This window comes from Bacillus sp. 7884-1 (genome assembly GCF_002272245.1).
Classification (GTDB): Bacteria; Bacillota; Bacilli; order Bacillales; family Cytobacillaceae; genus Neobacillus.
Genome location: NZ_NPDD01000114.1, coordinates 1 through 13,137, shown reverse-complemented (window position 1 = coordinate 13,137; position 13,137 = coordinate 1). Strand labels below are relative to the sequence as shown.

Below are 13,137 nucleotides of genomic sequence, written 5' to 3'. Positions count from 1 at the left end.
ATTATCATCTTCGCTCGTAAGCGACTTTTATAATATAACACATCTTAATTTACAGTGTCAATATTATTTTTCAAAAAAATATAACCGTCATTTGCGAAGTACTTGAAGTCTTTCGTTCGCAGCGACGGTTATTAATATAACAAGTATCTCAAAAAAGGTCAATAGGTTTTTTGTTTTTTTACGATATTTTTTTACTCACCTGATAACATCGGTGAAATATCCCATGTCCCTTTGTATCAAGACTAACAACATCTATTAATCCTTTTTCAATTAGGAACTCAATCAGAACGGCCAAATCTACAGAATAAGGAATTAAATCTTTTTCATTTTGAATCTCGTTGAAAGTCCAATATTCCTTTGTACTTAGAACTTCTAAAAGATGAGCACAACCCACTTTAGTTCGAGAATGAATCATAAACTCACTGGCTAAAAAGAGTAACTCCAGCCTTTTTTCAATCGCCTCTTCACTATTAACAAGTTCTTCATATAATTTTACAATCTCCGGTTCAATCTGTTTTACCTGCTGCCAAACCGTTAATTCCGGATGAAGACCATTTTCAATCACAGCAAGTCTTGCTAAGTGGTGTAAAGAATGAACAACATAATTATATGCGTCTAGATATTGTTTGTTTTCAAAGAGCGCCTTTCCATCGATATACCGTCTAATCAGCTTTGCAAATTCTAAGCCCATTTTTATCTTACGGCCATTAAAAGGAAATTCACGTAATTCTGTTTTCAGATTTTCTATATATTCATTTCGATCAAACAAAATCTTTGCATTTTGAAGCCATTCAAATATTTTCCGATTCGTGCCTAATAGAAGCCAATCATTTAATTGGCCCTCTGTGACGATGTGCATTGCCGCCTTGCTATCATTATAAGTATAGTGCTTTATTAATAATGGCTGCTCTCCCTCTTTTACAATAATTAAAAGTATTACATCAAAGGTGTCTGTGGTATGGCTTGATTTATGTCTTTTTTCTACCATCAATACTCCAAGTGTATTGGATTGACTAGCCCGTTCCTGATAAATGGGCCGAAGAATGTCTTTCATTCATCATTCCTCCATAATTTTCGATAAACTATATGTTCGACAGTAATAATAAATCTCCTTCTTATTAAGGAGACAAATTTCGACATACTTTAACATAACATTTTTTCACGAGATGTAAATATGGTATAGTTTGTCTAGGAGGAGAATTTATGGCTAAATATTCAAGTAAGATAAATAAAATCCGTAGTTTTGCATTATCCTTAATATTTATTGGTTTTATTGTTATGTATGGTGGAATTTATTTTCGTAACTCTCCACTTGTTATGACCATTTTCATGCTAATAGGACTTTTATTCATTATTGCTAGCACAGTTGTTTATTTTTGGATTGGGATGTTATCAACTAGGACGATACAAGTAAAATGTCCGACTTGCGGAAAACACACAAAAATGCTTGGAAGAGTAGATATGTGTATGCATTGTAGAGAACCTATAACCCTGGATCCTGCCCTAGTAGGCAAAGAATTTGATGAATCCTATAATAAAAAATCAAAAAAATAAAAGCCGATTTTCATAATCGGCTTTTTTGCTGTGTTAATGTACTTCTTTACTCGTACACTCAGGACATGTACCGTAAACTTCCATTCGATGATTATTCACTTTAAATCCCGTTACATGTGAAGCAAGTTGTTCTACTTCATTTAATCCGGGGTAATGGAAATCAACTATTTTTCCACAGCTCTCACAAATCACATGGTAATGGTGAGATGTGACAAAATCAAAGCGTGCCGAAGCATCACCATATGTTAATTCTTTTACTAAACCTACTTCACGAAATACTCGTAAATTATTGTAAACTGTTGCCACACTCATATTAGGGAATTTCCCTTCTAAGGCTTTATAAATATCATCTGCAGTAGGATGTGACATCGAGTTTATTAAAAATTCAAGTATCGCATGACGTTGTGGAGTTATACGTACTCCCGTTTCCTTTAAAGTATCCAATGCTTCTTTTAACTGGTTCATCGCCATGCACCTCTATTCCACAAATATTCTTAAATTATAATTGTTATAATTAGTTTACTAAGGAATTAATACTTTTGTCAATATTGTTATATCATAATGAAGCAAATGTTTATTAATTTTCCTTGTGTAACGTTTGCTCTGTAATTCCTAGTACATGATTTACAAATCGAGCTGTTACAAATAGCAAGTCAGACAGCCTATTTAAATATGCTAAAACAAGAGGATTTACATCTTCTCCCAGAGAAACAGCACATCTTTCTGCCCTTCTTGCCATAGTCCGGGCAACATGGAATGCAGCACCAGCTGGATGTCCTCCAGGCAAGATAAAATTAGTCAATGCGGGGAGTGATTCATTTAATTCATCAATATGTTTTTCCATTTCTTCAATATCACTTGGATTAAGAGACCACTTTACTTCCTTTCCCTTTGGTGTAGCCAGTTCTGCACCAACATGAAACAGATTTGTTTGTATTTTATGATACACATTCTCTATTAATTCTTTCTTTTGAAAAGATTCACCATTTATATAACTTAATGCAAGTCCAATCATTGAATTCGTTTCATCGCAGGTCCCATACGCTTCTACCCGCAAGTCGTTTTTTGCAACCCTTTGTCCATAAATTAAAGATGTCGTTCCTTTATCACCAGTTTTTGTATAAATCTTCATTATATTTCCCCCATTAAAGTTGATTTATCTTAATACTAATATATGTAAGTAACCAATGGTAATAATTTAATAAAAAAAGGGTCGATAATCGACCCAACAAGTTTTATCTGAGGAGGTATGCCCTAATAAAATGATATTCAATCTACAGTTGTTTGCATTGGACAAATGCCTTTTCTATACAAAATAGGCTATATATAATAATGCCAAATTTCCTTCTCCATTTCCTTTTTAATTTTCCCTTGAAATTCTAGATAATCAAGATAACCAATCACTTGAGACATAATGCTGAAAAACTGTTTTTCATATCTATCGTTATATCTTAATTGGGCAATACCACTTGCTGTTGAAATTCCCGATTTGATTATGTATATGTATTTGCTCGGTGCGTTATTAGAATTCCAGTGATATCAGCTAATGTAAAACCATTAATTTTCAAGATCCTTTGTAAGATCCCAGCAATCATCATTGTTAAATCCAGTGTCAATTAAAATTAAGGAATGTTCATTTTTAACCAAGTAAAAGTTATAACTTTTCAATCTATTGGCAGCTGGAACGATAACAGGGATACTTTTATATTGTTCTTTTTATACACAATATCCCCCCTCAATAGTAAAGACAACTTAATCCACTTCTTTCCTTAAAGAGGCGGGCTAAGTTGTTACTTATAATTAGATTTATGGATTAATCACAAGGCCATCCTCAGCAGCAATAATTTCCCCTTTAAAACCTGCATCTGAAAATACTTTAGAGATACTTTCCACATCTACATTGCCTAGACCAATATGAGTTAAGACAACTTTTTTCACCTTTGAATCGGCTGCCATTTTGGCAAGATCTTCTATGGTGGCATGCGATTGCTTTAAACCATTCTTTAAATTCTCACGTGCTTGTTCGGGTACAAATGAGAAATCACTCGTTAACATTCCATCAAACACTAGAATTTCTGCATTCTTTGCAAAAGAGGCAAATTCTTCAGAATATGTTAAATCACCTGAAACCACTACACTTTTCCCCTTTGCATCAAAACGATAGGCATAGGTTGGAACAGTATGTGGGACAGGGATGGATGAAATTTTCACACCATCAAGTTCAAATTTATATTGATCCTCTTTAAAATCATTAATAGTAACATTTGTTAAAATTCCATCCTTTGGCCAACCCAAACCAGCACGATACTCTAAATCTGTCTTGAAAAAATTAACAGTAGTATCATATAGTTCTTGGACTTGAGGCCCGATTAGATTCAGGGAACGTCTTCCAGTAGGTCCTTGCCAGCCATCAATAAAAAAGTTCCAAAAGTCCCCATTATGATCCACATGTTGATGTGTAAACAACATATTTGTGATTTTTTCCGCAGGCAGACCAAGCTTTAATAAAGTACTAGTCGTATTAGCACCGCTGTCGACTAAGAAATATTTATCTTTAAATTGAACTAATGTACTTGGAGCTCCACGGCCAACCTCAGTCTTTGGATTCCCAGATCCAACTATCACGACCCGGAAACCTTTAGGGACTGTTTCAAAAACAGAGCGGGTTCCTGTGGAGGAACTAGTTTGAGCACTATCACTTTTATTTTGTTGAGGTTTTTTATCAGCAGAAGCTGATTCACTTTGACCACAGCCACTAATTATCATAACTAATACTAAAACAAAGAATATTAATTTTCGGTTCAATATATACGACTCCTTCTATAGCTGATTTTTTTCATTGAAATTGTAAGAAGACAAAAAATATGCCCGCCGCCAAAAAGAGGCGGGTTTTGTGTTAAAAACTATACTCGGACACTAGCATCAACATTTGGAATTGATTCAACTTTAGCTGGTGCTGTTTCTTTATAGAGGAAACAAAATAGGAATGCAAGAGCACCTGCAGCAGCAGCTACGTATAATGGTGTTTGAATCCCATACATGTCTGCTAAAGCACCATTAATCATTGGATTTAAGAATCCACCGATTAACTCACCAATACCGATTGTTAAACCGATAGCAAGTCCTGAGTATTGTAATGGAACGGACTCAACTGGAATAACGGACATCGACATACCAATTACACCAGAACCAGCCGAACCGATGAATAAAAGAAGCATCATTAATGGAATTGAATCCACGAAAACGATAGATAGTGGAATGAGTATAAGTAAAAAGCCAGAAACTAATGAAGCTGGTTTACGACCAGTTCGCTCTGAAAGTGTTGGAATTAAGAAACCAAAGATTGCATACCCTACCCCGAATGAGGCCATTACGAAACTCATGGTTGTTTCAGATAAACCTTTTGCTTGTACCAAATAGGTTGGTCCAAAAATTTGGAATGCCATAAGTGTTGTCATCACTAAACTGAAAATAACAACTGATAACCAAATATTACGGTGCTTAAGAACATCTTTAACTTTAATTTTTTCAGTCGATTTTGTAGCATACATAGCATGGAATTTCACTGGGTCTGGATTCTTTACAGATTTAAGGATGACAAAGCTTAAAATAACCCCTGGTATTATCGTCAAATAAAATGCAGTATACCAGTCAAAATTTGTTGCTAAGGCAACGATTACTACAGGCGCTAAAATACTGCCGAATAAAGCGTTACTGGTATTCATGGTGAAACCTAAGTTAAATCCTCTACGACGCTCTGACGATTCCATTGCTAAAATAGATTGTGTTTGCGGAATCAGCGGACCTTCTACAATACCCATTAGTAGACGTAGTACGAATAACATTGCAAATGATTGTGCTAAACCGTGCATTAATGAAACAACTGAAAATGCCAAAACTAAAACCGCTAACATCGATTTCTTACTCTTAACTTTATCTGAAATGAATCCCCCTAATGGTCCAGATACTGACCAAGTTAATGCAAGAGCTGCTCCAAGTAATCCTAATTGCGTGTAGTTTAGTCCTAAATCTACAGAAATCATTGGGAATAGGTAGTTAATTGCTAGACGGTCAAAGAATACGAATCCGATTGTGAAGAAGACAATTACAACTAATTTATTTTCATATGTCCAAAATTTTTTATTTTTCATAAAATAAAACACCCTTCCTAAAATCATTATTTCGAAATACCATTCTGAATATTAAGAAAATTTTTGGCGGTTTTATTCTGTCTAACATGTTGCGACTATACCAGTGATGCTCCCGTTTAAAAATGCCAGTGGTAAAGAATTACATACAAATGGAAGTGATCTAACATAATGTGCCTGGTTTTAACACGATGATCACTTCCATACAAAAAATCTGTTAACATATCAATATTTTTTACTTGGAGCTTAAAAAATCAGCTGTTAGTTTGTAAACATCTTTATATTCATCAAGATGTGTGAATTTACCTAAAAAGCCATGTGTCGCCCCTTCATATCTTTTTAATTTCACTTTTACACCACATTTTTTTAACTTCTCCGCAAATAGTTCCCCTTCATCTCTAAATGGATCAAATTCTGCCGTAATGACAAAAGCTGCCGGAAGGTTTTCTAAATTTTCCTCTCGTATCGGTGATACAAGCGGATTATCGGTATCCACATTCCCTAATAGATAGAAGGAGTTAATTTCTGCTAATTGATCGCTCTCTACGAAATAGCCCTTTCCATTTTCCACTAGTGAAGGGTAACGAAATTCACTAAAGTCGAGGTCTAAGGATGGATAAAACAATACTTGCTTCGTAATAGTAAATTCCTTTTTATCACGAGCCATAAGAGAAACTGCAGCAACTAAATTACCGCCAGAACTATCTCCAGCAATAGCAAGATTCTTACCATCCCATTTTAATTCGTCTTTATGTTCTGTTGCCCACTTTGTAACATTATAGCAATCTACTAATGCTGCTGGATAAGGATCTTCAGGAGCAAGACGATAACCCACAGAAATAACTTTATAGCCTGATTCTTTGCAAATCGGGCGAACCACTTCATCATGACTTTCTAAATTACCTGACATAAATGCTCCACCATGGAAATACATCAGAAGTGGATAAGAATCTGATTCTTCATGCGTATATATTCTGACTGGAATATCCGCTTCAACAGTAGGAATGGTTCTTTCTTCAACTGAATAAACCTGAACACGCTGCTCAACCGGTAAAACGGGTGCATCGAACATTTTTCTATGTTCTTCTGGAATGATTTTTGGCTTAGATTCGGAATGTGGAATGAAATCCAAAATTTTTTTTATCTCTGGATGTACAGGCATCTGTGATAACCTCCGTATTTCAATTTGTCCCTTATTTGATAAATAAGGGACAGAATATTCTAATCCTGGCTAATATTCAGACATTTGTTTGAATATTAGTTTTACAACACTTTACTTAAGCATTTTCAAAGAATTCTTTTTCAGGGAAAAAGGTTTCTTCCTTGGCACTATGGAACTGACGAGATAAATTTTGAAATAAATGGCAGACTGGCTTTCTTAGAGTCTCATACTTTTGTAAAGCTTCTGCGACGGAATCAGCTTCTAGTAAACATTCAGCCAATACACCTGCATCTTGAATAGCCATATTTGCCCCTTGGCCTTGGTTATGAAGCATCGAATGTGCAGAATCCCCTAGCAAAGTGATACATTCATTGCTCCACTGGTTGATTGGATCGATATCGTATAGCGCACGAATATCCCAATGATCTACATTTTCAGCAATCTTTTGGAGATCAGGATGGTAATTCTTTAACTCTCTAAGCATATCTTCTTTCGGTACGTTCGGCCTTCCAGTCGGATCGCTATGTGGTACGGTAATATCAACGGAAACTTGTTTACGATATTTTAACGGCAGCAAATAGATATTAACTTTATCATCCGCAATAATTCGGAGTGTGTCTTCAGTTGCCAATCCATATGTTTCTTCCTCATTTACAAGTGCCCGATATGCATGGTAATGGTGGAAAACCGGCTGAGCTTGGCTGAAAAATAGCGTACGAGTTAGGGAACGAATACCATCCGCACCAATGACCAAATCAGCTTCCACTTTGACACCGTTTTCAAACTCAATTTCTGCATAATCTCCATGGCGAACGATGTTTTTACATTTGTGATTCAAATGGAGAAACTCAGATGGAATTGCATTAATTAACGTGTCGAGACAGTCTGCACGATGAATCAATCTCGCCCATTTTTCATTTGGATCATCCGTTAATGCTGGCCATTGTTCCTTTAGTACTACTTCCGCTTGATCTGAAAGGATCTCTATTTGGACGCTTTTATGGGTTACTCTCTCGATTTCCTCCAAAAGGCCCCATTTCTTGAAATAATGGATGGAAGGCGGACGTAAACCTATACCTGCACCTACCTCTGTTGTAGCTGCTGCTTGCTCATAGACATTGACATTAAATCCTGCATGGCGTAAAGCTACTGCCGTTGATGCGCCACCAATACCTCCACCGAGAATAGCAATTCTTAAATTTGACTTTGAATTCATAAACATTTCCCTCCTGGACTATTAATTTATATTTGTTTTTCCTCTTACCAAAGCAAATCCTACTGCAGTTCCCACCATTGTTAATGAAGATGAATTTAATCGCTTTCTTTTTTAATAGCCAAGATAAAATCTCAACGATTAACAGTGAAAGAAAACTTATAGTCATTGGCTCTATGAACAGCCCTTCTCCAGCCTATGAGTCTATCATTACGCGTGTACAACTTTGTCTCTATTACGAGAACAGGGTCCCCGTCATTGATACCCAAAAGCTCTGCCTCCAAACTGGCAGCGCTTGAAGCACAAATTTGGTGATCACCTCGTGAAATGCTAATACCTAGTTCTCTTTCAAGGAGCACGAAGACACTATCCACCTTCTCAACCTCGCGTTTAGTCGGTAGAAAATCCTTTGGGAGTGATAAATATGTTTGTGACCATACCAATGGTTTCTCTTTAAGTATGATTAAACGGGAGATTCTTAAGACCTTATCACTCGACTCAAGTCCGAGGAGTGTACACAGTTTCTCTGTCGTTAACACCTGTCCAACACTTAATATTTTCGAAGTACAATCTAAGCCTTGATCACGAAGGAATCCAACGAGTCCTCCTAACTCTAACCCCGGGGGGCGGACTGGGAGTTCCTGAACAGGGAATGTTCCCCTCGCCCGCTCTCGATAAACGTACCCTTCATCAGCAAGCTCCTTCAGTGCCTGGCGAACAGGTGCCCGGCTCACGTGAAAGCGCTGAACAAGATCCTGCTCGGTTCTGAAGGGGCGACCAGACTCACCATTAGCAGCGTGCAGCTCCTCAATCAAGATTTCCTTGATTTGTTTATAAAGGGGCACCGATGAGCTGCGATCTATGGTTAACCTATTGTCGTGCTTAATCATTGCTGCGCAGAATCTCCTTTTGAAAGTCTGGTCTCAAGAATCTTAAGCGGTGCAGCAGTATTCTCCTGCAGGTATTCAAACGTAACACCAGGAGCTAGTTCTTGTACGACAAGACCATCATCTGTCACGTCAATTACTGCAAGGTCTGTATAGATACGATTTACACAACGAGGTGCAGTCAGTGGGTAGGTGCATTCCTCAACTATTTTCGGGACTCCCTTGCTCGTATGCTGCATGCAGAGGAATACTCGCTTTGCACCGACCGTTAAATCCATCGCTCCTCCAACACGTCCAAGCGGTTTGTTAGGGAGTTTCCAACTAGCAAGATCGCCATACATTGAGACTTGGAATGCGCCTAATATGGCTGCATCAAGGTGGCCGCCGCGGATCATCGCAAATGAGTCTGATTGTGAGAAAAAGCAGCCGCCTGGTTTTAATGTAATTGGTTCCTTACCTGCATTAACCAGGTCCATATCCTCTTCCCCTGGTTCAGGTTTTGGCCCCAGCCCAAGAAGTCCATTTTCACTATGGAGAATAATTTCCCGTCCTTCAGGAATGACATCGGCCACAAGTGTCGGTATACCAATACCAAGATTTACAAACCATCCATCTTCTAAATCTTGCGCTACTCGAGTTGCTAACTCTATCTTTGACCATCCAACCTTCTGTTCATTACTCATTTACTAACACCCTCCCTTCTCTTTGAGGTTCCAATTTTATTAAACGATGTACGTAGACGCTCGGTGTGGCAATGTTTTCTGGATCCAATTCTCCGACTTCTACGATTTCATCTACCTCGGCAATTGTAATCTTCGCTGCTGTCGCCATTACCGGGTTAAAATTGCGCTGTGTCTTATTGTAAACAAGATTTCCCCAGCGATCAGCTTTATGTCCCTTGATAAAAGCGAAGTCACCTATGATAGCTTGTTCTAAGACGTGAAGACGACCATTGAAGATACGCGTTTCCTTGCCTTCCCCAAGTTCAGTGTGGGCTGCTGTCGGTGTGTAAAATGCTGGAACCCCCGCACCGCCTGCCCGAATACGTTCTGCTAATGTTCCTTGTGGTGCAATTTCTAACTCGATCGTGCCATTCTGAAGACGGGCAATCAAATCATCAGCGTGTGGACCCACTGGGAAAGAGCAGATAATTTTCTTTACTTGATTATTGCTGATTAGTGCAGCAACACCATCACTAACGGCACCAATATTATTGGATACAACGGTCAGGTTCTTAGCTCCTTGCTCTACAAGGACAGCTATTAGGTGGGAAGGCAGTCCGCTTCCCCCAAATCCACCAACAAGCAAAGTTGCTCCATTATGTATATCGGCAATTGCCTTTGCTGTATTTTCATACTTCTTCTGGATCATTTAAATGTTCCTCCTCTCATTCAATATGCAAACGAATAAGTTCTTCATAGTAACCATTCATGGTAACAAATAACGCGCAAGGCAGGTTTCGTGGATCACCTGTATAGCCAATCTCTTTAGCTATTGATTCAAACGGTCCATACAGTTCATGCTGTTGGGCAGGAAGTTCATTCGATAAATGGCGCTTCACCAAATCACTTAATTTGGCATCCATATCAAGACTTGCTTGTAACAATGTGGTAACAAGCTCACCTTCGATTTGTGCACTTTGCAATTCTCCATTTATATTGCGGAATGGATGACCTAAAAATAATCGGTTAGGACGAATTTCTTCTAGCAAACGTTGTACACTTTTGCGATATAAAGTTGGGTCCTCAATCGTTGGCAACCCACTAAAACCTCCATAAATTTGAACAGCATCTGCTGCAAATGCCCAATCTAAGCCTTCCAATACAAAGGTCACAGAACCGATTGAATGACCTGGAGTTTCAACCACTCTTAACGTAATATCAGCTCCTAAGAGGATGGAATCACCCTCCACTACCTCCAAGTTCGGTTCGATATTGCCGCCAATATCTGCTGTTAGCATTGCGATATGTTTTTCTTGTATGGCTGGATCGGTGATGTATTTTCCTTGTAGCGACTTGTAATCAACAATTTGTTCATTCTTATCACGCAAAAGTCGAGCTTCAATTTTGGGAATCACGACTTTTGCGTTTCGTCCTGTTTTTTCCCATACTTCATAAGCTCCTCCGAGATGATCGACATGACCATGCGTCAGTAATATCCAACGAATATCTTCTATGCGGATACCATGTTCAGCTAAAGTTGGCTCTATATCTTGAATAATAGAGATACTAACTCCTGTATCGATAATTGCTGGTTCCGGTGTGTCCATATAATAGGCAAATGCGGAAATTGGACCAAATTTACACTCAATCGGTATAACACGTACAGCACTTGTCATGTTGTTCACCTCTTTTCCTTTGTTACTTATTTGTAACGTCGTACTGTTTAGGAATTACAGGCAATACTAAACGTGATGGGTGATCTCGGTCACGATAGATTTTATGTGTTGTTGCACGACCACTTGGTAAGTGATAGCTATCCGGGGGTAATAATTTTGCATCTTCTTCATCCAGTGGTTCGTTACATGCAAGATCTAATTCAATCCGATGTCCTGATTTTATTAAGAAAGAGAATGGGTATAAGCGGATAGCATACTCGTTAATTTCTCCAGGTGTTACTGGTACCACAGTGTTATGTGGGTGCCATGGTTCACCGTAAGTTGATTTATCTTTATTTAGTTCACGATGAGATGCTTTTAAATAACCTGATGTCATTAACGTACGTTTGCCATTTGGATCTACATCGTAAAGCTTAGCAATGAAGTTTGTATCATCGGTATCGATTTCTACATGAATATATATAGCTCCTGTACCTGTCATCTCTACAGGCTCTAGGAATTTATCACTCGTCCATTTAATCTTTTCTGATGTTGTTGTTACGGTTAATGGTGCTTGGTAGAAGCCATCCGGATGTGCATATTCAGATGTTAATGGCTCAGGTTTCTCGCTAATTTTGTGGCGAGGACGCAGATAGAACTCTTTCTTTTCTTCATTTGGCAAAGGCCAATGACCTTCTTTACGCCATTTATTAGAACCTTCTACAGAAAATTGCACAGTTGGTTCATCCATAATGCCATTATCAATGCCTTTTAACCAATAATCATACCAGCGGAACATTTCATCATGATTTTCATGGAATGGACGCTCTAGCATTGGCGGCAGTGCTTGGATATCAAGCTTTTTTATGCCTGCTACTTTATGGAAGCATTCGATTGTACCTTCAACGTTCCAACCGCGGCCCCATTTTGCTTGGAAGTATGTTGGGATTGTAACTTTGTGTGCCACTTGTATAGCACTGTTTTCTTGCCAGAATGGTCCATCAAGTGGATTTAATAAGTAATCCATCCATAATTCGTGACGGTCTTGATAATGCAATAGGTGAACAAAATCCGACCAATGTGCGATATCTGGATCGTTTAAGCGCTCTTGTGTTTTTTCTTTAAGCTCTCCTGGAGAGAATACTTTCGAGCTTTTACTTGCTACGTTATTAAATGCGTTACCGCTGTCACCTCCGCGTCCTTCACGAGAAGCACGAGGCATTAACCACATGATACCGCCGTGATAACAAAGTTCATAAAGATCGAAGTGACCGCCGTTAGCAAAGATTGCTTTTAAATGTGGCGGCTGTTCTGCTGCACCTAAAATTTGAACGGAGGCAAAGTATGAAATACCAATCATCCCAATATTGCCATCGCACCAATCCTGTTCAGCCATCCATTCAACGAGGTCATAGATATCTTTACCGTCTCCATGTCCGCCTGAATTGTAGTTACCGCACATCTGACCTTCTGAGTGTCCTGTACCACGTACGTCAGCGATAATATGAGCATAGCCCCGTTCGACAACAGCACGGATATCGCCAGCCTCGATGGCACCGTTCCAAAGATGACTTGGACGTGCTTGTGGAGGTAATGTTAACGCTTGTGCTTGCAGTTCCTTTCCATACGGGCTAAGCGCAAGTAATGCCGGTACTTTGGCTGCTCCATCAGGAAGGAAGATATCAGCAGCAATATGTACGGCATCGCGCATAGGAATACGTACATCCTTAATAATTCTCATTTATTTCAACTCCTCTGTTTAGTCCTTCTACGTAATTTTATTGATCTGGAAGATGTAACCTTTTATTGATGACAAATCTTTTGGACTTTCAACACGTTTTGTCTTCAAGACCCTT

At 38.5% G+C, this 13,137-nt stretch carries 13 protein-coding genes; 1 reads left to right on the top strand and 12 read right to left on the bottom strand.

Annotation, left to right across the window (positions count from 1 at the left end; genetic code table 11):
• Window positions 1–178: 178 nt before the first annotated feature.
• On the bottom strand, window positions 179–1,054 hold the full coding sequence (locus CHI06_RS14230; RefSeq protein ID WP_095249222.1) for a nucleotidyltransferase-like protein: 876 nt from the start codon (window positions 1,052–1,054) through the stop codon (window positions 179–181).
• Window positions 1,055–1,203: 149 nt separating this feature from the next.
• On the opposite strand from CHI06_RS14230, the gene CHI06_RS14225 reads away from it, so the two are divergent.
• Complete coding sequence (locus CHI06_RS14225; RefSeq protein ID WP_095249221.1) at window positions 1,204–1,554, top strand: YgzB family protein; 351 nt, start codon at window positions 1,204–1,206, stop codon at window positions 1,552–1,554.
• 33 nt (window positions 1,555–1,587) lie between these two features.
• Here the strand turns inward: CHI06_RS14225 and perR are convergent, their stop codons facing one another.
• The 11 genes from perR to CHI06_RS14170 all read right to left on the bottom strand — a co-directional run bounded on the left by perR (window position 1,588) and on the right by CHI06_RS14170 (window position 13,022).
• Window positions 1,588–2,025, bottom strand: coding sequence for a peroxide-responsive transcriptional repressor PerR (gene perR, locus CHI06_RS14220; RefSeq protein ID WP_095249220.1), 438 nt, complete (start codon window positions 2,023–2,025; stop codon window positions 1,588–1,590).
• A 106-nt stretch (window positions 2,026–2,131) separates the two neighbouring features.
• Window positions 2,132–2,686, bottom strand: a complete 555-nt coding sequence (locus CHI06_RS14215; protein ID WP_095249219.1) for a cob(I)yrinic acid a,c-diamide adenosyltransferase — start codon at window positions 2,684–2,686, stop codon at window positions 2,132–2,134.
• A 674-nt stretch (window positions 2,687–3,360) separates the two neighbouring features.
• Window positions 3,361–4,359, bottom strand: a complete 999-nt coding sequence (locus CHI06_RS14210) for an MBL fold metallo-hydrolase (protein ID WP_095249218.1) — start codon at window positions 4,357–4,359, stop codon at window positions 3,361–3,363.
• Between the two features lie 98 nt (window positions 4,360–4,457).
• A complete protein-coding gene (locus tag CHI06_RS14205; protein ID WP_095249217.1) occupies window positions 4,458–5,705 on the bottom strand; it encodes an MFS transporter in 1,248 nt (415 codons plus the stop codon).
• Window positions 5,706–5,937: 232 nt separating this feature from the next.
• Window positions 5,938–6,864 (bottom strand): alpha/beta hydrolase, encoded by a 927-nt coding sequence (locus CHI06_RS14200; protein ID WP_095249216.1) that lies wholly within the window; start codon window positions 6,862–6,864, stop codon window positions 5,938–5,940.
• A gap of 115 nt (window positions 6,865–6,979) precedes the next feature.
• On the bottom strand, window positions 6,980–8,080 hold the full coding sequence (locus CHI06_RS14195) for an FAD-dependent oxidoreductase (RefSeq protein ID WP_095249215.1): 1,101 nt from the start codon (window positions 8,078–8,080) through the stop codon (window positions 6,980–6,982).
• A gap of 131 nt (window positions 8,081–8,211) precedes the next feature.
• Window positions 8,212–8,967 carry a GntR family transcriptional regulator gene (locus tag CHI06_RS14190; protein WP_095249214.1) on the bottom strand — a complete coding sequence of 252 codons (756 nt, stop codon included), beginning with the start codon at window positions 8,965–8,967 and terminating at the stop codon, window positions 8,212–8,214.
• Window positions 8,964–9,647 carry a 3-oxoacid CoA-transferase subunit B gene (locus CHI06_RS14185; protein ID WP_095249213.1) on the bottom strand — a complete coding sequence of 228 codons (684 nt, stop codon included), beginning with the start codon at window positions 9,645–9,647 and terminating at the stop codon, window positions 8,964–8,966. Before CHI06_RS14185 ends, CHI06_RS14190 begins: the two co-directional genes overlap by 4 nt.
• The gene (locus tag CHI06_RS14180) at window positions 9,640–10,335 is read right to left on the bottom strand and encodes a 3-oxoacid CoA-transferase subunit A (protein WP_095249212.1); all 696 of its coding nucleotides are present in this window, start codon (window positions 10,333–10,335) and stop codon (window positions 9,640–9,642) included. Before CHI06_RS14180 ends, CHI06_RS14185 begins: the two co-directional genes overlap by 8 nt.
• Before the next feature lie 16 nt (window positions 10,336–10,351).
• Window positions 10,352–11,302, bottom strand: coding sequence for an MBL fold metallo-hydrolase (locus tag CHI06_RS14175; protein ID WP_095249211.1), 951 nt, complete (start codon window positions 11,300–11,302; stop codon window positions 10,352–10,354).
• Between the two features lie 22 nt (window positions 11,303–11,324).
• Entirely contained in the window at window positions 11,325–13,022 is a 1,698-nt protein-coding gene (locus CHI06_RS14170; protein ID WP_095249210.1) for a CocE/NonD family hydrolase, read from the bottom strand.
• Window positions 13,023–13,137 lie beyond the last annotated feature (115 nt).

Excerpts from the sequence above, each read along its gene's own strand:
- CHI06_RS14215 (WP_095249219.1), bottom strand. The coding sequence starts at position 2,686 with ATGAAGATTTATACAAAAACTGGTGATAAAGGAACGACATCTTTAATT.
- CHI06_RS14175 (WP_095249211.1), bottom strand. The coding sequence starts at position 11,302 with ATGACAAGTGCTGTACGTGTTATACCGATTGAGTGTAAATTTGGTCCA.
- CHI06_RS14180 (WP_095249212.1), bottom strand. The coding sequence starts at position 10,335 with ATGATCCAGAAGAAGTATGAAAATACAGCAAAGGCAATTGCCGATATA.
- CHI06_RS14230 (WP_095249222.1), bottom strand. The coding sequence starts at position 1,054 with ATGAAAGACATTCTTCGGCCCATTTATCAGGAACGGGCTAGTCAATCC.
- perR (WP_095249220.1), bottom strand. The coding sequence starts at position 2,025 with ATGGCGATGAACCAGTTAAAAGAAGCATTGGATACTTTAAAGGAAACG.
- CHI06_RS14200 (WP_095249216.1), bottom strand. The coding sequence starts at position 6,864 with ATGCCTGTACATCCAGAGATAAAAAAAATTTTGGATTTCATTCCACAT.
- CHI06_RS14205 (WP_095249217.1), bottom strand. The coding sequence starts at position 5,705 with ATGAAAAATAAAAAATTTTGGACATATGAAAATAAATTAGTTGTAATT.
- CHI06_RS14170 (WP_095249210.1), bottom strand. The coding sequence starts at position 13,022 with ATGAGAATTATTAAGGATGTACGTATTCCTATGCGCGATGCCGTACAT.
- CHI06_RS14195 (WP_095249215.1), bottom strand. The coding sequence starts at position 8,080 with ATGAATTCAAAGTCAAATTTAAGAATTGCTATTCTCGGTGGAGGTATT.
- CHI06_RS14190 (WP_095249214.1), bottom strand. The coding sequence starts at position 8,967 with ATGATTAAGCACGACAATAGGTTAACCATAGATCGCAGCTCATCGGTG.
- CHI06_RS14225 (WP_095249221.1), top strand. The coding sequence starts at position 1,204 with ATGGCTAAATATTCAAGTAAGATAAATAAAATCCGTAGTTTTGCATTA.
- CHI06_RS14185 (WP_095249213.1), bottom strand. The coding sequence starts at position 9,647 with ATGAGTAATGAACAGAAGGTTGGATGGTCAAAGATAGAGTTAGCAACT.